The organism is Cupriavidus taiwanensis (assembly GCF_900250075.1).
GTDB classification, from domain to species: domain Bacteria; phylum Pseudomonadota; class Gammaproteobacteria; order Burkholderiales; family Burkholderiaceae; genus Cupriavidus; species Cupriavidus taiwanensis_C.
In genome coordinates this window covers 2,451,106-2,472,990 of sequence record NZ_LT977071.1, presented here as the reverse complement: position 1 = coordinate 2,472,990, position 21,885 = coordinate 2,451,106, and the positions used below count along the sequence as shown (strand labels likewise).

Here is a 21,885-nt window from a genome sequence, read left to right as displayed (position 1 = left end):
TCCATCGTAGGCGCCGGCGACCGCGCCGCAGGCGTACAAAGGGGCCGGCGTGCAAGCAGAACAGTTGCGGCCCGAGCGCCGCGGCGTCAGGGGTGCGGCTCGCGGATGCGTACCGTGGCGGTCTGGCCGGCAATCAGCTGGACGCCTTCCGGGACCGGATCGAGCGCGATGCGCACCGGTATCCGCTGCGCCAGCCGCACCCAGTTGAAGGTCGGGTTGACGCTCGGCAGCAGGTTCGGGCCGAGTGCGCGGTCCTGGTCCTCGATGCCGGGCGCGATGCTCTGCACCTGTCCGTGCAGCGGCGCGCGCTGCCCCATGACATGCACGTCGGCGGCGCTGCCGATCCGGATCGCGGGCAGCTTGGTCTCCTCGAAATAGCCCTCGACGTATTGCGAGCCGCTTGCCACCACCGACAGGGCCGGCTTGCCGCGGGTGGCGAAGTCGCCGGCGCGCGGCAGGCGGTCACTGACCTGGCCGTCGACCGGGCTGGTGACGCGGCAACGCGTCAGGTCCAGCGCGGCGATGTCGACCGCGGCCCGGGCCTGGTCGAGGCGCGCCTGTGCGGCAGCTACGGCGGCTACGGCGGCCGCGTTGCGGAGCCGCCGCGCCAGCGCCAGCGCCGCGCGTGCCGACGCGGCTTCGGCCTGCGCCTGCCTAAGGCGCAGGCGGAAGCGCTCCGGATCCACCTCGAACAGCACCTGGCCGCGTTGCACCCGCGCGTTGTCGCCGATCAGCACCGCCGTGACGGGACCCGAGACATCGGGCGCGACCTGGATCACCGCGGCGCGCACGTGGCCGTCGCGGGTCCAAGGCGCCGCGGTGTAGTACTGCCAGAGGTGCCAGGCGGTCATCGCCGCGGCGGCCACCGCGGCCAGGGTCACAGCAACCGGGACGAGCAGCGAGAGCTTGCGAATCATGATGGGGCCTGCCAGACGAGCGCGACGATGGCGCCCAATACGAGGATGTACAGCGAGAGGTTGAACAAGGACCGGTGCCACACGATGCGGTAGAAGCCGACCCGGACCAGCACGGCACGCAGTGCGGCGGTGACCGCGAACGCGGCCAGCATCCACACCACGGTGGCGGGCACGAACACGCCATACAGGTCGAACTCAGTGGCGTGCATGGCGTCTTTCCTGGTCATGGGGATAGAGAGCGAGGCGCAGCGTGGCGAGCGCCGTCAGCGTGGAGCGGGAGCTGCCGTGCGCGGACGTGGCCAGCGCCGCGAAGGCCGCGTCGATCTGCGCAGCCAGCGCCGGCGCGGGCGGGATGGCATGGCCGGCACGCGCGCAGTGGCGGTAGTGCCGCGCGACCCCGGCAAGCACGCGGGCGACTGCGCGATCCGTGGCGCGCCGCAGCGCCAGCACGGCAACTTCGACCAGGAAGTCGGCCAGCGCATTGGCCGCCTGCTCATGGCTGGCATGGTTGCGGCGCGTCAGCGGCGGCCACTGGCGCAGCAGGCGGTCCAGCAGGCGGCCGCGCAGCCGCGCGCTATTGACCGGCGCGCGCGGATGGGCGGCCAGCGCGATCTCGTTCCAGTTGGCGCGCGCCAGCCGGTATGCCACCAGCTGCTGGCCAAACGGCTGCATCAGCACCGCCCACAGCGCGGCGAACACCAGTGCCGCCAGGCTTGCCAGGCTGCCGTTGAAAATGCCGGAAAAACTCGCCGTTCCCAGGTTCTGCGGCCCCGGGAATGACGCCGCGGTCACGGCCAGCAGCACGCCGAACAACGCGAAGCGCGGCTGCGTGGTCATCGCGCCGATCACCAGGTAAGGCCCGAACAGCAGCGCGGCGAGCGAGCCGAAGTCATGGGCCAGCTGCAGCACCACGAACTGGTAGTACCAGGACAGCAGCGCGCAGGCCACGCTCCACGCGATCACGCGGCCAGCCACCAGCCGCGGCTCGGGCGTGCAGGCGATGAAGCAGCTGGCCAGCGCCGCCAGGCCGACCGGCACGGCGCCGTCCACCCAGCCGGATGCCATCCACAGCAGGCCGGCCACCAGCGTCGCCGAGCCCGCCGTGGCGGCGCGGAACAATAGCTGCGCGTGGTCATGATGCCGCGCCTGGCCGGCCGGCTCCACGCGGTAACGCAGCGCCGCGGGCTCGCTGCCGCGCTGGCGCAGGCTGGCCTGCAGCAGGCGGCAGTCCTGCCAGAGGTCGCCCAGTTCATCGAGGTAGTCGAAGGTCGCCGCGACCAGCCGCGCGTGCCAGTCGGGGGGCGCGGTCGGCGCCGTGCACGCCGGGTACCACGACGGCGGCGGGCGCGACGCGCCGGCCGCACCGGCGATCCAGTCCAGCATGGCGCGCAGGCGCTGCGCGACGTGCTCCGGCATGCCGGGGCGATGCCGGCGCAACGCGTCCGCGGCATCGGCCAGCGCCAGCACCAGTGGCAGCATCGCGGTCATGCGCTGGTGCAGCGCGCGTGCGCGCCGCAGCGTCTGCGCGTTGCCGGATTCATAGGCGAGCTGGGCCATCTGGGTTTCCAGCGCGAGGATATCGGCGGCGAGCGTGCTGAAGCTGTCGTGGCGTTGCCCCGCGCTGGCGCGGCCGGCCAGCATGTCGGCGCTCCAGCGCGAGGCGTGCTCCATCCATGCCGCCGCGCGCGCGGCCAGCGCCGGCGCGGTGCGCGATGGGAACACCACCGCGCTGACCACGCTGGCGCAGACGATGCCGATCACGATCTCCTCGATCCGCGTCAGCGCGACGTCGAACACCGTGCCGGGGTGGGTCACGGTCGGCAGCGCGACGATCGGCAGCGTATAGGCGGCCAGCAGGCAGATGTAGTTGCGCGGTGCCGGCTCCAGCAAGGACAGGTAGAGCAGGGTGCCGGTCCAGCAGGCGATCGCCGCCATCAGCAGCACGGGCTGGTCGACCAGACAGGGCACCAGCGCCACCGCGCCGATGGCCCCCAGCAGCGTGCCGACGACGCGGTAGGCGCCCTTGGCATGCGTCGCGCCGGCGAGCGGGCTGGACACCAGGTAGACCGTCGCCATGGCCCAGTAGGGCCGCGGCAGGCCCAGCGCCAGCGCCGTGCCGAGCGCCAGCATCGCCGCGCCGAACACCTTGAGGGAATGCAGCCAGGGCGCAAGATCGGGAGCGCCCGCCCACGCCGCGGCGAGCGCGCCGGCCATCCCGGCAGGGCGTGGCCGTGGCGTGACGGGAGAAAGTGGGCGGGAAGCGGACATGGCGTCAGTGCGCGAGGCCCGCGGCGCGCATCAGCAGCTTCATCAGGCTGGCGCAGGCGAACACCGTGCCGACCCCGGCCAGCCACAGCGCCAGCAGCCAGCCGAGGCGGGTCGCCAGTGGTGCGCTCGGCGTCTTATGCGGAGTCCTGGCCATCAGTGGTACCCCTCGCCGCGCCGGACCTTGCCGCGGAACACGTAGTACGACCACGAGGTGTAGGCCAGGATGATCGGCACGATGAAGAGCGTGCCGACCAGCGCGAAGCCCTGGCTTTGCGGCGGCGACGAGGCATCGAAGATCGAGACCGACGGCGGGATGATGTTGGGCCAGATGCTGATGGCCAGCCCGGTATAGCCCATGAAGACCATCAGCAGCGCATACAGGAACGGCGACACATTGGGCTGCCGGCGCAGCGACCGGTAGATGCCCCAGGCCGAGCCCAGCACCAGCAGCGGCACCGGCAGGAAGAACAGCAGGTTGGGCAGCGCAAACCAGCGCTGCGCGATCTCCGGGTGGGTCAGCGGCGTCCAGATGCTGACCAAGCCCACCATCGCCAGCATCACGCCGGTCAGTACGTTGGTCACGCGCAGCATGGTCCACTGCAGCCGGCCCTCGGTCTTCATGATGAGCCAGGTGACGCCGAGGAACGCGTAAGTGATCACCACGCCAACGCCGCAGAACAGCGGAAACGGCGCCAGCCAGTCGAGCGCGCCGCCGCTGAAGGTGGTGCCGTCCATGGCGATGCCGTCGATATAGGCGCCCAGCGTCACGCCCTGGAAGAAGGCAGCGACCACCGAGCCCCAGGTGAACGCGGCGTCCCAGTACGGGCGGCTGCGGTCGCTGGCCTTGAAGCGGAATTCGAAGGCGACGCCGCGGAAGATCAGCCCCAGCAGCATGAACACCAGCGGCAGGTAGAAGGCGCTAAGCAGCACCGAATACGCCAGCGGGAAGGCGCCCAGCAGCGCCGCGCCGCCCAGAACCAGCCAGGTTTCGTTGCCGTCCCACACCGGCGCGACCGTATTCATCATCACGTCGCGGTCATGGCGGTCGCCGACGAAGGGGAAGAGGATGCCGATGCCGAGGTCGAATCCGTCCATGATGACGTACATCATCACGCCGAAGAAGATCAGCGCAGCCCAGATAACGGGAAGGTTGATACCCATGTCGATCACCTGTTCAGGATTCGCGGCGGCCGTGCGGGGCCATCGCGTTGGGAGTGGAAGCGGCGGCGAGGGCGGCGGGAACGACGCTGCCGGGGCCGTAGGACGGCCGGTCGTCCGGATGGGGGTGCGGGTGGTGCGTATCCGGCGCCGGGCCGGCGCAGGCCAGCCTGAGCATGTAGCGGATGCCCACGCCGAAGCAGACGAAATAGACCACCACGAACAGCGCCAGCGACAGCGCCACCGGCCCCGCCTGATGCGCGGACACGGCATCGTGGGTGCGCAGCAGTCCATAGACCACCCATGGCTGGCGCCCGATCTCCGTGGTCATCCAGCCCGCCAGCAATGCGATCAGGCCGGTGGGCCCCATCGCCACCGCCAGACGCAGGAACGCGCGCGAGCGGTACACCGCGCCATTGCGGCGCAGGATCCAGCCGAGCAGGCCGAACAGGATCATCGCCACGCCCAGGCCAACCATGGCGCGGAAGGTGAAGAACACCACGGTGGCGTTGGGACGGTCCGCTTTCGGGAAGTCCTTGAGCCCGCGGATCTGGCCGTCCAGGCTGTGCGTCAGGATCAGGCTGCCCAGGCGCGGGATCTCGATGGCGTAGCGGGTTTCCTCGCGCTCCATGTCGGGAATGCCGAAGACGATCAGCGGGAAGCCGCCCTTGTCGCCGCTGGGCGCGGTATTCCAGTGCCCCTCCATCGCCGCGATCTTGGCGGGCTGGTGCGCCAGCGTGTTAAGCCCATGCGCGTCGCCCACCACCGCTTGCAGCGGCGCGGCCACCAGCACCATCCACAGCGCCATCGACAGCATCTTGCGCGCGGCGGGAACGGCGCGGCCATGCAGCAGCTGCCAGGCCGACGCCGCCGCCACGAACAGCGCCGTGGACAGCAGCGCCGCAATCACCATGTGCGCGAGGCGGTAAGGGAACGACGGGTTGAAGATCACCTCGAGCCAGTCGGTCGGCACCACCTTGCCGGCGACGACGACGTAGCCGGCCGGCGTATGCATCCAGCTGTTGGAGGCCAGGATCCAGGTCGACGAGATCAGCGTGCCCAGCGCCACCATCACGGTCGCGAAGAAGTGAAGCCCCGGCCCGACGCGGTTCCAGCCAAACAGCATCACGCCGAGGAAGCCGGCTTCCAGGAAGAATGCCGTCAGCACTTCGTAGGTCAGCAGCGGGCCGGTGATGCTGCCGGCGAACTGCGAGAAGCCGGACCAGTTGGTGCCGAATTCATAGGCCATGACCAGGCCGGAAACGACGCCCATGCCGAAGTTCAGCGCGAAGATCTTGATCCAGAACTGGTACAGGGACCGGTACACCGGGTCTTTGGTGTAGAGCCAGCGCGCTTCCAGGAAGGCCAGGAAACACGCCAGCCCGATGGTGATGGCGGGAAACAGGATATGAAAGGAAACCGTGAATCCGAACTGGATCCGGGCAAGGTCCAGCGCTGTGAGTCCGTGCATCGATGTGCTCTCCGTGGGGTTGCCGCCGGCACGACGGCATGTCGCGCGACACTACGGACAAGGGTAGGGATGACGGCGTGGCTGGCAGGGATACAGTTTTTGGGGATCTGTGCAAGCTCAGTTGTCGAGGCTGAGAGTTGAGGGCCCACGAATCCCGACTGTTTTCTCCCCTCTCCCGCGTGCGGGAGAGACCCCCGCACGTTTGCACGTGCCGGCTTCTTGCCAGTCACCGATGGTTGTCGTCCCCGCGCAGGCGGGGACCCAGTGGCTTTTTGTCCCCCTTCGGGGACCTCAAAGACGCTGGATTCCCGCCTGCGCGGGAATGACGGTGGAATTTGATGCTTCGGTGGTACTAGCGGAATCAAGCAGTTAGCAACGGTGGGCGGGGGCGAGGGCAGGACGTCGCTATGCCAACGCGTCGACTTCGTTGCGACCCCGGCCCTCACCCCAGCCCTCTCCCAGAGGGAGAGGGAGTACCCAATCGGCAGTGTCCATTGCGCTCAGCTGAACAGCGCCAGCGCCTTGCCCAGGGTGGACCAGATGCCGGTGCCGAGCGGAATCAATACATAAGCCCAGAACGCGAACAACAGCAGGGCCTTGCCGAAGGTGCGATCGTCTTGCATGGCGAATCTCCGTGCGATAGATGAGGGGAAGCCGCTCAAGCCGCGCCGGCGGCTTCGCGCAGATGATGCCGCGCATGTACGGGCCGCATCAGCAGGTTGCATGCGAAGCCCACCACCAGCAGGCCGGCCATGATGTGCAGGGTATCGACATAGACCTCTGACCTCGGCACCCCTAGCGCGAGCTTGTACTCGCGGATGTAGTTGACCAGCGCCGGCCCGGCAATGCCCGCGGCGGCCCAGGCGGTCAGCAGGCGGCCATGGATGCCGCCGACGTAGGCGGTGCCGAACATGTCCGCCAGGTAGGCCGGGATGGTGCTGAAGCCGCCGCCATACATGGTCAGGATCAGGAAGTAGCAGGCCACGAACAGGGCCACGTTGCCGGATGCGCCCACCGCCGGCACCGCCATGTAGAGCGCCGCGCCGAAGGCGAAGAAGATGGCGTAGGTAAGCTTGCGGCCGAAGTAGTCGCTGGCGGAGCTCCACAGGAAGCGTCCGGTCATGTTGCCGATGCTGAGCAGGCCGACAAAGCCCGCCGCGGCCGCGGCGGTGATGGTGCCCTTGAAAGTTTCCTGGATCATCACAGCGGCCTGGCCCAGCACGCCGATGCCCGCCGTGATATTGAGGAACAGGATCAGCCACAGCAGGTAGAACTGCGGCGTCTTCAGGGCCTGGTCGATATGCACGTTGGCGTGCGTCACCATCTTGCTCGGCCTGGCCGGGGGGACGTAGCCAGGCGGGGTCCATCCCGGGGCTGGGATGCGAATCGCGAGCGCGCCGATCGACATCGAGATGAAGTAGATCACGCCCATCACCAGGAAGGTCTCCGCCACCCCCGCGCTGGTGGCGCTCTTGAAATGGTTCATCAGCGCCACCGACAGTGGCGCGCCGATCATCGCGCCGCCGCCGAAGCCCATGATCGCCATCCCCGTGGCCATGCCGCGCCGGTCCGGGAACCAGCGGATCAGCGTCGACACCGGCGAGACGTAGCCCAACCCCAGGCCGATGCCCCCCAATACGCCGTAGCCCAGGTAGAGCAGCCAGATCTGGTGCAGCCAGATGCCGAGCGCCGAGACCACGAAGCCGCCGCCGAAACAGCAGGCCGCGGTGAACATGGTGCGCCGCGGGCCGACCGTCTCCAGCCACTTGCCGGCAAACGCGGCCGAGATGCCGAGGAAGAAGATTGCCAGCGAGAACACCCAGCCCAGCGTGGTCAGCTGCCAGTCGCCGGGCGCGGATTGCGTGACGCCGAGGATGCGGGTCAGCGGCTCGTTGAACACCGAGAAGGCGTAGGCCTGGCCGATGCACAGATGCACCGCCAGCGCGGCCGGGGGCACCATCCAGCGGTTGAAGCCGGGCCGGGCGATGATGGCCTCCTTGGAGAAGCGCGAGGGCCGCGCGGTGCTCGTGTTGGCGGGGATGCGCGGGGTGGGCGAGGGCGTCTGCGCTGGCGCGGGATATGGCATGAAGTTGTCTCCTACCTGGAAGTGGCAGCCTCTTGTTGCGCGGGGCGCGGCGGGCTGGAGCGCGTCGTCCAGCAAGTCCTGTGCCCAAGGCCCAGGCCCTTTGCCGTCAACGCATGACGCCGAATGGCCCGCTAGCGGGCGCGATGCGTTGGACAAAATGTCCGCGCGCCGGCCCGGTGTCCCGGCCAAAATGTCCATCCGCTGCGGGTTGGCCGGCTCGGGCTCGGTTTAACTCCCAATACAGCGGTGGTGCCGACTGTCGCTAGACTCTCTCCCTACCCGGAAACGTTAGGGCCACCGAAACATCAAACGCCACCGTCATTCCCGCGCAGGCGGGACTCCAGCGTCTTGAAGTCCCCCTAAGGGGGACCAGAGTCACTGGGCCCCCGCTTTCGCGGGCACGACAACCACCGGTGACTGGAAATCAAGCTGGCACGTGCGAACGTGCATGGCCTTCCCGGCCTCTCTGCCCCGCAACAACCAAAGTGATGAGCGAACGACAAAGCAATGCGGCCGATACCGACCACTGGCAGCGCCGCACCATCCTGGTGGTGGACGACGAGGCCGGCATGCGTTCGTTCCTGTCGCGCGCGCTGGAAGGCAAGGTCGATGCCGTGCTGACCGCAGACAGCGCCGAAGCCGGCGCGGCGCTGCTGGAGCAGCGCCATGTCGACCTGATCCTCCTCGACGTGGCGTTGCCGGGCGCCAGCGGCGTGGAATGGCTCAAGGCGCTGCGAGCCGCCGGCAACCCCGCCGACGTGATCCTGATGACCGCCTTCGCCGACATGGAGACCGCCATCGAGGCGTTGCGCTCGGGCGCGGCGGACTTCATCGTCAAGCCGTTCCGCGTCGACCAGATGCTCAACGCGATCCGGCGCTGCTTCGACCGCGCGCGCCTGGCGCGCGAGAACTACCTGCTGCGCCGCGAGCTGGACCAGTACACCATCCACAAGCATGTGGTCGGCAACTCCGAGGCCATGCGCAAGGTGATGGCGCTGGTCGCGCGCGTCGCGCCGATGCCATCGACGGTACTGGTCACGGGCGAGTCCGGCACCGGCAAGGAAGTGGTGGCGCGCGAGCTGCACCGCCTGAGCGGACGGCAGGGCCAGTTCGTGCCGCTGAACTGCGGCGCGATGGCGCCGGAGCTGATCGAAAGCGAGCTGTTCGGCCACGCCCGCGGCGCCTTCACCGGCGCCGCGGGCGCGCGCCATGGCCTGTTCCTCTATGCCGACGGCGGCACGCTGTTCCTGGACGAGATCTCAGAACTGCCGCTGCCGATGCAGGCCAAGCTGCTGCGGGTGATCGAAGACCGGCGCATCCGTCCGCTCGGCACCGAGCGCGAGATGGTGGTGGACGTGCGCATCGTCGCGGCCTGCAACCGCAGCCTGGTCCAGGAGGTGGCGGCCGGGCGCTTTCGCCAGGATCTGTATTACCGGCTCGACGTGGTCTCGATCGCGATTCCGCCGCTGCGCACGCGGCCGGAAGACATCGTGCCGCTGGCCGGGCATTTCTCGGAGCAGCTGTCGGCCCAGCTGGGGCTGCCCGTGGTGCCGCTGTCGCCGTCGCTGGTGCGCCTGCTCCAGGCCTATGACTGGCCGGGCAATGCGCGCGAGCTGCGCAACCTGGTGGAGCGGGCCCTGATCCTCGGCGAATACCCGGTCGAGCTACTGGCGCATGGCGAACCCGCGCCAGCCGCGCACGCGGCAGCCGATGACCATGCACCGGCAGACGACGCCGTGCTGCTGGAATCGGTGGAGCGCCGGCACATCCTGCAGGTGCTGGCGTCCGAGGGCGGCAACCGCGCCGAAGCGGCGCGCCGGCTCGGCATCTCGCGGCGCACGCTGGACCGCAAGTGCCTGCAGTGGGGGCTGCGTCCTTGACCACGCGCGAGCCGCGCGGCTGGGCGCTGGTGCGCCGCTATCGCGCGTCGCTGCGCGCCAAACTGGTGTCGATCGTGATTGCGCCCTTGCTGGTGGCGCTGGTCGCGTTGCTGCTGCTGATGGCGCTGTGGGGCAACCGCACCTTCCAGGCGTTGCTGGCCTACAAGGTCAACAGCGACCTGCTGGTCGCCCACGAGTATTTCGAGCACATGGTCGGCGGCGTGAAGGACCGGGTTCTGCAGGAGGCCCGGTCGCACGGGCTGGTGGACGCGCTTGGCCGTGGCAGCACCATGCCCGCCATCCTGGCGGAGGCGCGGCGCACGCACGGCCTTGATTTCCTGCAATTGCTCGATCCCAACGGGCGGCTGCTTGCCGCTGCGCCGGCTGGCGCAGCGGATACCGGCTATGCCGCCTGGCGCGTGGTGGAAAGCGCCGCGGCTGGTCGCGCCGATGCCGCCACCGACGCCTGGTCCGCCGCGCAGCTGGCCGCCGTTTCCGCCGACCTTGCCCGGCGCGCCCCGGTCACGCTGCGCGCCACCGCCAATGCGGCGCCGACCGACCGCACCATCGAAACCCGCGGCATGGTGGTGCACGCGGCGGCGCCGGTGTTCGATGCCGCGGGCAAGCTGGTGGCCGTCCTGCACGGCGGCACGCTGCTCAACCACAACCTCGGCTTTATCGACACCATCAACGCCCTGGTCTACCAGCCAGAATCCCTGCCCCGCGGCAGCCAGGGCACCGCGACCCTGTTCCTGGACGACACCCGCATCGCCACCAACGTGCGGCTGTTCCATGGCGAGCGCGCCCTGGGCACGCGCGTCTCGCGCGAGGTGCGCGACCAGGTGCTGCTGCGCGGCGAAAAATGGCTGGACCTGGCCTTCGTCGTCAACGACCGCTACATGAGCGCCTATGAGCCCATCGTCGACAGCCGGGGCCAGCGCATCGGCATGCTCTACGTCGGCTACCTGGCCAGGCCCATCAGCCAGGCCAAGAACCTGGCGCTGGGCGTGCTGGTTAGCCTGTTCGTGCTGCTGGCCGTGGCGGGCGCGCTGTTCTCGCTGCTGTGGGCCAGGCGCGTATTCACGCCGATGACGCGCATGGTCGGCACCATGCGCGCGCTCAAGGCTGGAAACGATGATGCGCGCGTCGGCCCGGTGCGCAGCGAGGATGAACTGGGCCAGCTGGCCCGCCAGTTCGATCAGCTGCTGTCGGACCTGCAGCAGCGCAATGCCGAACTCAGGGACTGGGGCGACGCGCTCGACCGCAAGGTTGCCGAGCGGACCCGCGAGCTGGAAGATGCGAACGCCGTGCTGCGCGCAACCCGGCAGCAACTGATTACCTCGGAAAAGCTCGCGCTTGCCGGGCAGTTGACCGCTGGCGTGGCCCATGAAATCAACAATCCGATCGCGGTGATCCAGGGCAACCTCGACGTGGCCCGCGATATCCTCGGCCCGGCGGCGGAGCCGGTCCGGCATGAATTGCGCCTGATCGACGAGCAGGTTCGGCGCATCTACTTGCTGACCAACCGGCTGCTGCAGTTTGTCCGGCCCGAGGCATACGCCGGCAATACCGAGCGCCTGGACGTGGGCGAGGTTGCGGGCGGCTGCGTCGACCTGGTCCGGCATATGCTGAAGGACGCGGCCATCCGCGTCGAACTGGCCTTCACCGCCACGCGCCAGGTGCTCATCAGCCGCAGCGAACTGCAGCAGGTCATCGTCAACCTGCTGACCAATGCCATCCATGCCATGCCTGAAGGTGGCACCCTGACGCTGGCCACGCGCGACTGGGACGGGCACGGCGTGACATTGCATGTGCGCGACACCGGCCGCGGCATCCGCGCGGAAGACCTGCCCAACCTGTTCAATCCGTTTTTCACCACCAAGAAGCAGAAGGGGACCGGGCTCGGCCTGTCCATCAGCTACGCGCTGGTCGAGCGTTATGGTGGCCGCATTACCGTGGAAAGTACGGTCGGGCAGGGCGCGGAATTTATCGTCTGGCTGCGCGAGGACGGAGCCGGGGCTGAGCCGGATCAGCAGGTGTCATGACGCCTCAACCTCGGGGCTCAGCGCCTCTGCCACCTGATCAAGCTGCATCTTGATCATCGTCAGCAGGCAATGGACGCGTGGCAGCCTTCCGAGCGTTCGCTTTCAATTTCCAGCAGCGACAGGACGCTACCCATGCCGGCCTGGACGCGGTCGAGCGATTCCAGGGTTTCTGCCGGTATGCCAATGAAAATGGTTTCGTGCTGCGGATGGGTTTTCTCTTGCATTGCGTTCTCCTGAAGAAGGTTGGGAGACCCGCCTGACGCAATCGGAAGAGGGTGGCGGGCCTGACGGCGGGGGTCGCAATACCGGCTCTCTGACGAACACCGGCCAGCCTTATCGGCTGCCCCACCCGGCCCGCCATAGTGAAGCGACGCGCGCGTGCGTGTGGGATGGTCGCCTGAGCGACCATCCGTCAGAGAGAATAGCGGGTTGCGACGCCCGATCACCGTTGTTTCGGTGATGGGCTTAGTTTTGCCTTCTCGGTGGGGGATGGCGATCAGACGATTCGCAATGAAGGCGGCCAAGTACTTGAAGTTGGTGTGGTGGGAACAAGGCAGGCGCGCTATGGGAGTCATGGCGAGACTCGACGTTCGAATGACTGAGTGATCGCGGGGCTCATACGATCTTGTGCAAGCCGATCATGCGAACGCCTTGTGATACGCGTTGAGAGCGGGCGCGCCGCCCAGATGCACGTACAGCACGTTCGTTCCCTTCGGAATCTCACCCGCCTTCGCCATCGCGATCAGGCCCGCCATCGATTTGCCCTCGTACACCGGATCGGTGAGCATCGCTTCAAGCCGCGCTGCCGTGCGGATCGCATCGATCGTCCGATCGTCGGGCAGGCCATAGTCCGGACCCGCGAAACGAGGATCGACGATCACGTCGGCGTCGTCGATTGGCTTGCCGATGCCGATCAGTTCCGCCGTCTGTCGCGCGCTCTTCGCCACGGCGCGGCGCGTCATCGCCTCGTTGCATGCGGTATCGATGCCAATCAGGCGGCGTGGTCTGTCCTGCGCTTTGAAGCCTGCGACCATGCCGCCCTGTGTCGAGCCGGTGCAGGTCGCGGTGATCACGGTGTCGAAGAATACGCCCATTTCCTGTTCCTGACGCGCGAGTTCATCGGTGAAGTTCGCATAGCCGAGGCCACCAAGGCGATGATCGGATGCACCCGCCGGAATCGCGTAAGGCTTGCCGCCTTCCCGGTGCACCTGCTCGAGGGCGCGCGACCACGTCTCCTTCACCTCGGTCGAGTAGCCCTCTCCCTCCAGCAGCGTCTCGGCGCCCATCAGCCGCGACAGCAAGATATTGCCGACCTTGTCGTAGACCGGATCGTCCCAGTGTGTCCACTCCTCCTGCACTAGCCGGCAGCGCATGCCGAGCACCGCCGCGACGGCCGCAACCTGGCGCGTGTGATTCGACTGAATGTTGCCGATGGAAACGAGCGTGTCGGCGCCTTGTTTCACTGCGTCAGCGGCGAGCCACTCAAGCTTGCGAATCTTGTTGCCGCCAAACGCGAGCCCGGACGACACATCGTCGCGCTTTGCCCACACCGAAATGCCGAGCACATCGGACAGGCGATTGAGCCGATGAATCGGCGATGGGAAGAAGCCAAGCGAGATGCGGCCGAAGCGATTTTCGAGATCAAGCGCCATGGCGAACTCCCTGTTGAAGAATGGGGGGAAGATTGACTCTAGATTAGGAGATTCATGGAAGGGCTTGGGGCTACACCGGCCTATCTTCGTCACATAGAGTGGCAGCGATGGCCGATGATTCGACCTGCATAGTCGGTGGCCGACTGGCTGTTTCCAATTGGCGGTCGGCTGAGCGTCTCAGTCCATAGGCGGTCGAACGACGCCGCATGGCCGAACTGAGACGCTGCTGCCACGCAGCATTCGGCAAGTGATAGCGCCTGAACGGCCGCGCAAACCGGACGTGCCAACGGATGGCATCGAAAGCCACTCGGAAAGGCTCTCGCCGGTAACACTTTCAAATCTCAAAGCCCCCCGTCAGTCGTGCAGGTGCTCGTCCACGAAGCGCCGGAACAGCGCCATGCTCGGCGCCTCGGTCCGGCCCGCCAGCGTGAAGAACGCATAGCGGGGGCCGTCGTCGACCGCCGGCGTGGTCGCAAGTTGGCACAGCTTCCCTTCGGCGATTTCCGTCCGCACCGCCGCGACGATGCTGAACAGGATCGCGTCCGAAACCAGCACGGCCTCCACCAGGCTGCGCACGTTCTCGCAGCGCAGGCTCAGGCAATGCTCTGGGTCGGCGCGCGGGCCGAAGCGCTTTACCAGCCCGCGCGCGACTTCCGGGCTCAGCGGAGCTGACGCCAGCGGATAGCGCATGACATCGTCGAAGGTCACGGCCTCGCCGGCGGCGGCCTGCAGCAGCAACGGATGGCCCGCGCGGCAGATGAAGCGGCCCTGAAGCTGCGCCAGCAGTTCGTGGCGCAGATCGGTGGCCGGCGCCACGCTGGTGACCTCGACGATCACCGCGTCCAGCGTGCGCTGGCGCAGCTGGATCATCAGCGCGTCGGAAGTGCCGAGTGACACCGCCGCCTGGATCCCGGGGTGATGCATGGCCATGTGGCGCAGAAACGGCGTCATCAGCACCGCGCCGGGGCCCGCGCCCAGCCCGACACGGATGGCGCCGAGGTGATGGCGGTGGAACAGTTCGACGCTGCGATGCAGCTCGGCTTCCTCGAACAGCATGCGCCGGGCCCGCTCGGCGATCAGTTCGCCCAGCGGGGTCAGTACATTGCGCCGGCCATGGCGGTCGATCAGCTTGCCGCCGAGCTCGTCCTCCAGCGCCTGGATGCTGCGGCTTAGCGCCGACTGGGTCAGGTGCAGCCGTTGCGCGGCGCGGCTGAACGATTCCGCGTCCGCGACCATGAGCAGGTGCCGCAGGTGCTTGAGGTGCATCGATGCCTCGTGAATGAGTTTTATGAATAAATTTTAGACGAGTAATGCATTGGACACATAGCAGGCTGGCCGCTACGATCCTTCGCACAACACACAAAGCGACGCAAGGCGCGAGGAGACTGCCATGACCCGAATCCGATTCCAGAACATTGCCCGCCGGCTGCGGCGCGGCGCGGTGGCCGGCCTGCTGTGCGTGGGCCTGGCGCCGGCCTACGCCTATCCCGAGCGGCCCGTCACGGTGCTGGTGCCGTTCCCGGCGGGCGGGCTGTCGGACGTGGTCGCCCGCAACCTCAATGCACCGCTGGGCCGGCAGTTGGGCCAGCCGGTCATCGTCGAGAACCTGGGCGGGGCCGGCGGCGCGATCGCCGCGCAGAAGGTCCTGCATGCGCCGGCCGATGGGCACCTGCTGTTGCAGGCCGGCCCCGGCGAACTGATCACGACGCCGCTGGCGAATGCCGCCATCAAGTACAAGAGCGAGGACTTCCGGCTGGTACACATGGTCGGCGCGGTCGACCTGGCCATCCTGGTGCGCAAGGACCTGCCGGTGAAGGATGTCGATGAACTCGCGGCCCATGCCGCGCAGGCGGCCCGCGCGGGCAAGCCGCTGACCTATGCCAGCGTCGGCATCGGCTCGCTCTACCACCTGCTCGGGGCGCACCTGTCGCAGACCATCGGCGCGCCGATGACGCACGTGCCCTACAAGGGCGGCGCGCCCGTGATCCAGGACCTGGTGGGCGGCATCGTCGATATCTTTATCTCGCCGTTCGGCAAGCCCGACATCGAGCGCATGCGAACCGGCCAGGTCAGGATGCTGGCGGTGCTGTCACCCACGCGGCTCGACGCGGTCAGGTCCGTGCCGAGCGTCAATGAAAGCAGGGCGCTACGCGGCTTCAACTACTCGACCTGGGCCGGCGTCTTCGTGAAGAAGGACACCGCCGAGCCGGTCGTGCAGGCGCTGCACAAGGCGCTGGCGCAGACGCTGGCCGACCCCGCGGTACGTGCCAGCCTGGATGCCGCGAACCTGCCCGCATCCCGTCCGGCATCGCTGGCGGAAAGCCAGAAGGCCTACCAGCAGAGCATCGACCAGTACCGCGGCATCGCCCGTGCCATCGGCCTGCAGCCGCAATGAAGGACGCCATGCATCCCCTCCTGGCAGCGCTGCGGGACAGCACGGAAGCGTTCGTTGCCATCCGCCGCGACATCCATCGCCATCCGGAACTCGGCTTCGAGGAGCACCGCACCAGCGAGATCGTGGCCCGCCTGCTCGCCGAATGGGGCTACGAGGTGGAACGCGGGCTCGGCACCACCGGCGTCGTTGGCCGGCTGCGGCGCGGCAGCGGCAGCCGCAGTCTCGGCATCCGCGCCGACATGGACGCGCTGCCGATGGCCGAAGCCACCGGGCTGCCCTATGCCAGCTGCCATCCCGGCGTAATGCATGCCTGCGGGCACGACGGGCATACCGCCATGCTGCTTTGCGCGGCCAGGCATCTCGCACTGCATGGTAATTTCAGCGGCACGCTGAACCTGGTCTTCCAGCCGGCGGAGGAGGGCCTGGGTGGGGCCAGGCGGATGATGGAAGCGGGGCTATTCGACAAGTACCCTTGCGATGCTATCTTCGCCATGCACAACGTCCCCGGCTCGGCGCCGGGCCGGCTGCTGATGCGCCAGGGCGCGGCGCAGGCTTCGGCCGACAACGTGACCATCACGCTTACAGGCATCGGCGGCCATGCGGCGTTCCCGCACAACGCGGCCGATCCGGTTGTGGCCGGCGCTTCGATCGTGATGGCCTTGCAGACCATCGTGGCGCGCAATGTCGATCCGCTGCAAACGGCGGTGATCACGGTGGGCGCTTTCCAGGCGGGCACCGTTTCCAACATCATCCCTGCGCAGGCCGTGCTCAGGCTGAGTGTGCGCGCGCTGGATCGCCAGGTACGCGATCGGGTCGAGCAGCGCATCTGCGAACTGGCCACTGCTCAGGCGCAAAGCTACGGCGTGGCGGCGCAGATCGACTACGAGCGCGGTTATCCGGTGCTGGTGAACACGCCGGCGGAAACGGCGTTTGCTGGCCAGGTTGCGCTGGAACTGCTGGGGCCCGCTCACGTCAACTGCCAGGCACCGCCGATCGCGGCGAGCGAGGACTTCGCCTTCATGCTCGACGCGGTGCCTGGTTGCTACCTGTGGATTGGCAATGGCGAGGGGGACGAGGGCGGCTGCATGGTGCACAACCCAGGCTATGACTTCAACGACGCGAATATTCCGGTGGGCGCGGCGTACTGGGCGCTGCTATGCGAGCGCTTTCTGGTGGACCAGCCATGGCCGGGCCACGCGGCGCACGCCCGGACAAGTGCCTAGGCTAGCCGAGTGTGGGACGCTCAAGGTTTGCGCCTCGTTCTGAGCAGTTCGGCGAGATGGGCACGCACTTGGTCCGAGGACAAGAGATGGTCGAAGGCCGGAATCGACCCTTATCAGCCATTGGCGGTGCCAGATCGAACGTCCGCGCTGGCCGAAAAAGGGCCATTCGCCTCGGCCCGGCGTGGCCGCCCGCAATCGAACTCAATTCGATCATTGGCACTCGGCAAACGTCAGAGGCAACTCTGCAATCCGGGCATACTTTAGTTAGCTTCCGTGATGTGATGGACCGGGGCATTCGGCTGGACGCAGGACGCGACGAAGCAGGTCGATCAAGGCCGGGATCAGTGAGGCAGCAGAAACCCTCAACTTTTCTAGACCAAGCAGCGAAGGTCGACGCAGCAGAAGCATCAATCCCCGGTGAATCGTGGCGCACGCCGCTCTACAAAGGCCCGCACGCCTTCCTGTGCATCAGTGCCACCGGCCCGGGCTGTGAGTAACTGATGCTCAAGTGCAAGGTGTGCCTGCAAGTCACGGGCAGGCAGGCCGCTGCACAAGGTCTTGATGCCGCCCAATGACGCGGTCGCGGCCTGCGCCAGGCGCAGCGCAAGATTCTCCGCCGCACCGGCAAGCTCGGCATCAGGGTACAGCGCATCTACCACGCCATGTGTGAGGCAGCGTTGCGCGTCGATCGTTTCGCTGAGCATAAACCACTGTTGGGCCCGCACAGCGCCAACGCGGCGGGCCAGGAAGTAGGAAGCGCCGAGGTCGGGCGACAGCCCTATTGCTGCGTAACCGGTGCGCAGTTTCACCGATTCCGCTGCCAGCACGAAGTCGGCACACAGTGCCAGCCCGATGCCAGCCCCCCCGAGAGGCCCGTTCACCGCTGCGACGACCGGCAACGGCGCCGTCGCCAGACGGTACAACGCTGGATGCAGTGGAGCTAGAATATCGTCCACGAGCGCGTCCAGGGCCGGGCCCGCGGCCACGAATTCGTCAATATCCCCGCCGGCACAGAAAATGCGGCCTTCCGCCGCGAGCAACACGACGCGCGGCTGCTGCTCCAGAATACTGTCGATCGCCCCCACCAGCGCGCGGGATGCAGCGCGTGAGATGGTGTTTGCGTGCTCTTGCCGCTTCAGCACGATCCGGCCGATGTTCTCGGCTACGCCCCAGGCAATTCCATCAGATTGATGCATTGGATTGTCCATCTTTGTCTTGTATCCAGTCTGGTGAGCATTCGCGCGCCGCCGCGCTTCGTCAATTAGTTCACCGACAAGGGTAGAAAGCGCGGCGCGGCGGCAACGTGCAGGGCCCCGTCTGCGCCAATGCCATAGATGCCACGCGCCGCATTGTGTGGGTGCGCGGCCGCCTCGGACAGGCTCAGGACAGGCGCGAAGCATGCATCGCTGCCCTCAAGCAGCGCGCACCAGTGGGCGCGCGAACGGCTGGCGAACAGCGTCGAAAACCGAGCCTTCAACGCGGGCCAGGCACGCACGTCATACTGCGCGGCCGGGTCCACATCCGCAAGGGCGAGCTTGTCCAGCAGCAGCGCGTAGAACTGGGGCTCCAGCGGGCCAAGCGTGATGAAGCCCCCGTCGGCACAGCGGTAGACATCATAGAACGGCGAGTCGTGGAACGGGCTGGGAGTCGGCCCATCCAGTTGCCCGCTGGCGCGTACCCATTGCACAATGGTGCCGAGCATCGCCAGTACATCAACGATGGCGCCGTCCACTACGCGCCCTTGGCCGCTGGCGCGCGCGTCCAACAACGCGCAAGCCATGCCAAAGGCCAACCCCAACGCGCCAGCGGCGTCGCCGACGACGGTCGGTGGCACGATGGGCGCCTGGCCGTCGCGCGCCGACAGCGAAAGCAGGCCGGTCAGCGCCACGTAATTCAAGTCGTGGCCGGCGGCTTGCGCCAGGGGCCCGGATTGCCCCCAGCCGGTCATGCGGCCATAAACCAGCCGAGGGTTAAACGCAGCGCAATTAGCCGGACCCAGGCCCAGCTTCTCCATCACGCCGGGACGGTTGCCTTCGACCAGTGCGTCAGCCTCTGCAACCAGCGCCATCGCCTTGGCCACGTCGGCAGACTGCTTGAGGTCGAGCATCACGACGGCCTTGCCGCGCCGCAGGGGATTGTCCGCCGAACCGCCAATGCGTTCGTTCACTGCGCCCTTTTGCGGCCGCGCGATGACAGTGACCTGCGCCCCCATGTCGGCCAGCATCCGGCCGGCCAATGGGCCGGGTCCGATTCCTTCAAACTCAATGACGCGAATCCCAGTCAGCGGCTGCTTCATGCGGGCAGCCTCCGTGCAATCAGTTCCTTCATGATCTCGTTCGCACCGCCGTAAATGCGCTGCACCCGCGCGTCGGCGTACAGCCTCGCAATCGGGTACTCGGTCACGTAGCCGTAGCCGCCGAAAAGCTGCAGGCATTCATCGGTGACCTTGCCTTGCTGCTCGGTACACCACCACTTGGCCATGTAGGCCGCCGATTCGTCGAGCTGGCCATCGAGAAGACGCTGGATGCAGTCATTGACGAATGTGCGCACCACATGCGCCAACGTGGCACACTCGGCCAGCTTGAAGCGCGTGTTCTGGAAGTCGTACAGCGATTGGCCAAATGCCTTGCGCTGCTGGGTGTACTCCAGCGTCAGTTCGACAGCACGCTCGATCACGGCCGCCGCTGGCACGGCGAGCAGCATGCGCTCGTACGGAAGCTGGCTCATGAGTTGCGCGAAGCCCCGTCCTTCCGTCTCGCCAAGCAGGCGATCGGCGGGAACCCGCACGCCATCGAATGACAACTCGGCGGTATCGGAGGCGTGCTGGCCAAGCTTTTCGAGCCGGCGGCCAACGCGGAATCCCGGCAGATCCTCGGTCTCCAGCACGATCAGCGACACCCCCCGGCTACCCGCCTCACCCGTTCGTACCGCCACCACCAGCAAGTTGGCGGTGAAGCCGTTGGTAATGAAGGTCTTGGCACCGTCGATGACGTACTCGCCGCCGTCGCGGCGCGCGCGCGTGCGCAGCGCCTGAAGGTCCGAGCCGCAGCCGGGTTCGGTCATGGCGATGCCGGCCAGCATCTCGCCGCTGACCAGCTTCGGTAGCCAGCGCTCTTTCTGCTCTGGCGTGCCATAGTCCAAGATGTAGTGCGTGGCGATGCTGTGGACGGCTGTGGTGGCGGGCACTTCGGCCCTGGCCAGCTCGTCCTGTACCACCAGTTGGTAGGCCAGGCTCGCGCCGGCGCCACCATAGGCTTCCTCGATCTCGGGCAGCAGGAAGCCCATCTGCCCGAAAGCATGCCAGACTTCGCGCGGGATGTAGCTCTGGCGGCGCCACCCGTCCAAGTTCGGCGCCAGTTCGCCGGCCACGTAGCGGCGCACCTGCTCGCGGAAGGCCTCGATTTCCTCATCCATCCAACGATGGCGGTACAGTTGCGGCAGCATCGCTAGTCTCCTCAGATGCCGGTCAGGCCGCCGCTGCACAGAAGCGTCTGGCCACTCACGTAGTCCGATTCCGGGATGCAGAACAGGTACACGGCGCCGGCTGCTTCGTCCGGCGTGCCGCCACGTCCCAGCGGGATGCCGCGCTCCATCGCGGCCAGCAAGTCAGGGTTCACGCCGACCTTGATCTCACGGCCTTCGATATTGGCTGTGGATTCGCCGGCTGCACTCCCGGTCAGGCGGGTCTTGATCAGGCCATATGCCACGCAGTTCACGGTGACATTCATGCGTCCCCACTCCTTGGCGAGTGTCTGCGTCATGCCGATGATGCCGGCCTTGGCAGCGGAGTAATTTGCTTGCCCGGCATTGCCGAACAGGCCAGCGACGGACGAGATATTGACCACCTTGCGTACCACGCGTTGGCCGGCCTCGCCTTCAGCCTTGGACAGGCCGCGGATCACGGGCTGCGCGGCACGCAGAATGCGGAACGGCGCCGTGAGGTGGCAGTCGAGCATGGCGTACCACTGCTCGTCGGTCATCTTCTGGATCACGTTGTCCCAGGTATAGCCTGCATTGTTGACGATGATGTCCAGGCCTTTGTATTCGCTCACCGCCGTACCGACGAAGCGCTCGGCGAAGTCCGGCACGGTGACGCTGCCGACGCAGGCTACAGCCTGCCCGCCGGCGGCGCGAATGGTTTCCACCACCTCCTGGGCTGGCTCCTTGTCCAGATCATTGATAACGAGTCGGGCGCCTTCACTGGCCAGCTTGAGCGCGATGGAGCGGCCGATGCCGCGGCCGGAACCGGTAATAAGGACAACTTTGCCTTCCAGTTTGCGAGTCATGGGTTAGTCTCCTTTTCGATTTCGTGATTTCGTGATTTCGTGATTTCGTGATTTCGTGATTTCGTGATTTCGTGATTTCGCGGTTCAGGGCAGCGCGACCAGCGCCTCGCCTGCAATCCTGGTTTGTCCGAACTGGTTGGCGCTCTGCACCTCGACACGCACGCAGCGCTCGCCGTTCACTTCAAGCTTTTCGACCACCCGGCCACTGCAGCAAATGGCATGGCCGAGGTGGGTGATACCCTGGAAGCGGGCGTCGAACCGGCGCAGTTGCGACTGCGGCGCCCAGCCGGTCAGCAAGCGGCCCAGCCAGGCCATGCCCAGCATGCCGTGGGCGAACACGTCCGGCATGCCGGCCCGGCGCGCGTAGTCAAGGTCGATGTGGATCGGATGGTGGTCACCGGACGCGCCGGCAAAGAGCGCCAGCATGTGGCGGTTCACGGGGGGCAGGCTCTCGGACGGCAGGATGTCGCCAACCTGCACCGAGTCAAAGCAGAGGGTTGTCAT

Annotated in this window: 20 protein-coding genes; 4 read left to right on the top strand and 16 right to left on the bottom strand. The window is 67.1% G+C overall.

From position 1 onward, the window contains the following. Positions 1-86: 86 nt before the first annotated feature. The 8 genes from CBM2588_RS27495 to CBM2588_RS27465 all read right to left on the bottom strand — a co-directional run bounded on the left by CBM2588_RS27495 (position 87) and on the right by CBM2588_RS27465 (position 7,900). Positions 87-917: an HlyD family efflux transporter periplasmic adaptor subunit gene (locus CBM2588_RS27495; protein WP_115683406.1), complete on the bottom strand. Its 831-nt coding sequence runs from the start codon at positions 915-917 to the stop codon at positions 87-89. Further along, positions 914-1,126, bottom strand: coding sequence for a DUF1656 domain-containing protein (locus CBM2588_RS27490; protein ID WP_115683405.1), 213 nt, complete (start codon positions 1,124-1,126; stop codon positions 914-916). Before CBM2588_RS27490 ends, CBM2588_RS27495 begins: the two co-directional genes overlap by 4 nt. Beyond that, positions 1,113-3,185 carry an FUSC family protein gene (locus CBM2588_RS27485; protein ID WP_439897469.1) on the bottom strand — a complete coding sequence of 691 codons (2,073 nt, stop codon included), beginning with the start codon at positions 3,183-3,185 and terminating at the stop codon, positions 1,113-1,115. The genes CBM2588_RS27490 and CBM2588_RS27485 overlap by 14 nt, the downstream gene beginning before the upstream one ends. A 4-nt stretch (positions 3,186-3,189) precedes the next feature. After that, positions 3,190-3,339 carry a DUF2474 family protein gene (locus CBM2588_RS27480; RefSeq protein ID WP_115683403.1) on the bottom strand — a complete coding sequence of 50 codons (150 nt, stop codon included), beginning with the start codon at positions 3,337-3,339 and terminating at the stop codon, positions 3,190-3,192. Beyond that, positions 3,339-4,346: a cytochrome d ubiquinol oxidase subunit II gene (gene cydB / locus CBM2588_RS27475; RefSeq protein ID WP_115683762.1), complete on the bottom strand. Its 1,008-nt coding sequence runs from the start codon at positions 4,344-4,346 to the stop codon at positions 3,339-3,341. The genes CBM2588_RS27480 and cydB overlap by 1 nt, the downstream gene beginning before the upstream one ends. A 13-nt stretch (positions 4,347-4,359) precedes the next feature. Next, positions 4,360-5,814 (bottom strand): cytochrome ubiquinol oxidase subunit I, encoded by a 1,455-nt coding sequence (locus CBM2588_RS27470; RefSeq protein ID WP_115683402.1) that lies wholly within the window; start codon positions 5,812-5,814, stop codon positions 4,360-4,362. A gap of 500 nt (positions 5,815-6,314) precedes the next feature. Beyond that, on the bottom strand, positions 6,315-6,437 hold the full coding sequence (locus tag CBM2588_RS31400) for an MFS transporter small subunit (RefSeq protein WP_258400839.1): 123 nt from the start codon (positions 6,435-6,437) through the stop codon (positions 6,315-6,317). A 35-nt stretch (positions 6,438-6,472) separates the two neighbouring features. Beyond that, complete coding sequence (locus CBM2588_RS27465; protein WP_172583676.1) at positions 6,473-7,900, bottom strand: L-lactate MFS transporter; 1,428 nt, start codon at positions 7,898-7,900, stop codon at positions 6,473-6,475. 488 nt (positions 7,901-8,388) lie between these two features. Here CBM2588_RS27465 and CBM2588_RS27460 point away from each other — a divergent pair, with 488 nt between their 5' ends. Continuing rightward, positions 8,389-9,780 carry a sigma-54-dependent transcriptional regulator gene (locus CBM2588_RS27460; protein ID WP_115683401.1) on the top strand — a complete coding sequence of 464 codons (1,392 nt, stop codon included), beginning with the start codon at positions 8,389-8,391 and terminating at the stop codon, positions 9,778-9,780. Next, entirely contained in the window at positions 9,777-11,825 is a 2,049-nt protein-coding gene (locus CBM2588_RS27455; protein WP_115683400.1) for a sensor histidine kinase, read from the top strand. Before CBM2588_RS27460 ends, CBM2588_RS27455 begins: the two co-directional genes overlap by 4 nt. Positions 11,826-11,884: 59 nt before the next feature. On the opposite strand, the gene CBM2588_RS27450 is transcribed toward CBM2588_RS27455, so the two are convergent. From CBM2588_RS27450 to CBM2588_RS27440, 3 genes are all read right to left on the bottom strand, one after another. Continuing rightward, the gene (locus tag CBM2588_RS27450) at positions 11,885-12,049 is read right to left on the bottom strand and encodes a DUF1484 domain-containing protein (RefSeq protein ID WP_231942292.1); all 165 of its coding nucleotides are present in this window, start codon (positions 12,047-12,049) and stop codon (positions 11,885-11,887) included. A 414-nt stretch (positions 12,050-12,463) separates the two neighbouring features. Next, complete coding sequence (locus CBM2588_RS27445) at positions 12,464-13,477, bottom strand: 1-aminocyclopropane-1-carboxylate deaminase (RefSeq protein ID WP_115683399.1); 1,014 nt, start codon at positions 13,475-13,477, stop codon at positions 12,464-12,466. Between the two features lie 354 nt (positions 13,478-13,831). Further along, on the bottom strand, positions 13,832-14,743 hold the full coding sequence (locus CBM2588_RS27440) for a LysR family transcriptional regulator (RefSeq protein ID WP_115683398.1): 912 nt from the start codon (positions 14,741-14,743) through the stop codon (positions 13,832-13,834). Between the two features lie 124 nt (positions 14,744-14,867). On the opposite strand from CBM2588_RS27440, the gene CBM2588_RS27435 reads away from it, so the two are divergent. Then, entirely contained in the window at positions 14,868-15,872 is a 1,005-nt protein-coding gene (locus CBM2588_RS27435; RefSeq protein ID WP_115683397.1) for a Bug family tripartite tricarboxylate transporter substrate binding protein, read from the top strand. Between the two features lie 8 nt (positions 15,873-15,880). Further along, complete coding sequence (locus CBM2588_RS27430) at positions 15,881-17,095, top strand: M20 aminoacylase family protein (protein ID WP_115683760.1); 1,215 nt, start codon at positions 15,881-15,883, stop codon at positions 17,093-17,095. 407 nt (positions 17,096-17,502) lie between these two features. Here CBM2588_RS27430 and CBM2588_RS27425 read toward each other — a convergent pair whose 3' ends face one another. The 5 genes from CBM2588_RS27425 to CBM2588_RS27405 form a co-directional block, all read right to left on the bottom strand. Continuing rightward, complete coding sequence (locus tag CBM2588_RS27425) at positions 17,503-18,291, bottom strand: enoyl-CoA hydratase/isomerase family protein (RefSeq protein WP_115683396.1); 789 nt, start codon at positions 18,289-18,291, stop codon at positions 17,503-17,505. Positions 18,292-18,356: 65 nt separating this feature from the next. Further along, on the bottom strand, positions 18,357-19,391 hold the full coding sequence (locus tag CBM2588_RS27420; protein WP_115683395.1) for a CaiB/BaiF CoA transferase family protein: 1,035 nt from the start codon (positions 19,389-19,391) through the stop codon (positions 18,357-18,359). Further along, a complete protein-coding gene (locus tag CBM2588_RS27415) occupies positions 19,388-20,539 on the bottom strand; it encodes an acyl-CoA dehydrogenase family protein (RefSeq protein ID WP_115683394.1) in 1,152 nt (383 codons plus the stop codon). The genes CBM2588_RS27420 and CBM2588_RS27415 overlap by 4 nt, the downstream gene beginning before the upstream one ends. A gap of 11 nt (positions 20,540-20,550) precedes the next feature. Then, the gene (locus CBM2588_RS27410) at positions 20,551-21,381 is read right to left on the bottom strand and encodes an SDR family NAD(P)-dependent oxidoreductase (RefSeq protein WP_115683393.1); all 831 of its coding nucleotides are present in this window, start codon (positions 21,379-21,381) and stop codon (positions 20,551-20,553) included. A gap of 84 nt (positions 21,382-21,465) precedes the next feature. Beyond that, positions 21,466-21,885 carry a MaoC family dehydratase gene (locus CBM2588_RS27405; protein ID WP_115683392.1) on the bottom strand — a complete coding sequence of 140 codons (420 nt, stop codon included), beginning with the start codon at positions 21,883-21,885 and terminating at the stop codon, positions 21,466-21,468.

Bases quoted from the DNA above. Each gene is read 5' to 3' on its own strand.
- CBM2588_RS27420 (WP_115683395.1), bottom strand. From the start codon at position 19,391: ATGAAGCAGCCGCTGACTGGGATTCGCGTCATTGAGTTTGAAGGAATC.
- CBM2588_RS27450 (WP_231942292.1), bottom strand. From the start codon at position 12,049: ATGCAAGAGAAAACCCATCCGCAGCACGAAACCATTTTCATTGGCATA.
- CBM2588_RS27405 (WP_115683392.1), bottom strand. From the start codon at position 21,885: ATGACAACCCTCTGCTTTGACTCGGTGCAGGTTGGCGACATCCTGCCG.
- CBM2588_RS27415 (WP_115683394.1), bottom strand. From the start codon at position 20,539: ATGCTGCCGCAACTGTACCGCCATCGTTGGATGGATGAGGAAATCGAG.
- CBM2588_RS27495 (WP_115683406.1), bottom strand. From the start codon at position 917: ATGATTCGCAAGCTCTCGCTGCTCGTCCCGGTTGCTGTGACCCTGGCC.
- CBM2588_RS27425 (WP_115683396.1), bottom strand. From the start codon at position 18,291: ATGCATCAATCTGATGGAATTGCCTGGGGCGTAGCCGAGAACATCGGC.
- CBM2588_RS27465 (WP_172583676.1), bottom strand. From the start codon at position 7,900: ATGCCATATCCCGCGCCAGCGCAGACGCCCTCGCCCACCCCGCGCATC.
- CBM2588_RS27430 (WP_115683760.1), top strand. From the start codon at position 15,881: ATGCATCCCCTCCTGGCAGCGCTGCGGGACAGCACGGAAGCGTTCGTT.
- CBM2588_RS27480 (WP_115683403.1), bottom strand. From the start codon at position 3,339: ATGGCCAGGACTCCGCATAAGACGCCGAGCGCACCACTGGCGACCCGC.
- cydB (WP_115683762.1), bottom strand. From the start codon at position 4,346: ATGGGTATCAACCTTCCCGTTATCTGGGCTGCGCTGATCTTCTTCGGC.
- CBM2588_RS31400 (WP_258400839.1), bottom strand. From the start codon at position 6,437: ATGCAAGACGATCGCACCTTCGGCAAGGCCCTGCTGTTGTTCGCGTTC.
- CBM2588_RS27470 (WP_115683402.1), bottom strand. From the start codon at position 5,814: ATGCACGGACTCACAGCGCTGGACCTTGCCCGGATCCAGTTCGGATTC.
- CBM2588_RS27460 (WP_115683401.1), top strand. From the start codon at position 8,389: ATGAGCGAACGACAAAGCAATGCGGCCGATACCGACCACTGGCAGCGC.
- CBM2588_RS27490 (WP_115683405.1), bottom strand. From the start codon at position 1,126: ATGCACGCCACTGAGTTCGACCTGTATGGCGTGTTCGTGCCCGCCACC.
- CBM2588_RS27440 (WP_115683398.1), bottom strand. From the start codon at position 14,743: ATGCACCTCAAGCACCTGCGGCACCTGCTCATGGTCGCGGACGCGGAA.
- CBM2588_RS27410 (WP_115683393.1), bottom strand. From the start codon at position 21,381: ATGACTCGCAAACTGGAAGGCAAAGTTGTCCTTATTACCGGTTCCGGC.
- CBM2588_RS27445 (WP_115683399.1), bottom strand. From the start codon at position 13,477: ATGGCGCTTGATCTCGAAAATCGCTTCGGCCGCATCTCGCTTGGCTTC.
- CBM2588_RS27435 (WP_115683397.1), top strand. From the start codon at position 14,868: ATGACCCGAATCCGATTCCAGAACATTGCCCGCCGGCTGCGGCGCGGC.
- CBM2588_RS27485 (WP_439897469.1), bottom strand. From the start codon at position 3,185: ATGTCCGCTTCCCGCCCACTTTCTCCCGTCACGCCACGGCCACGCCCT.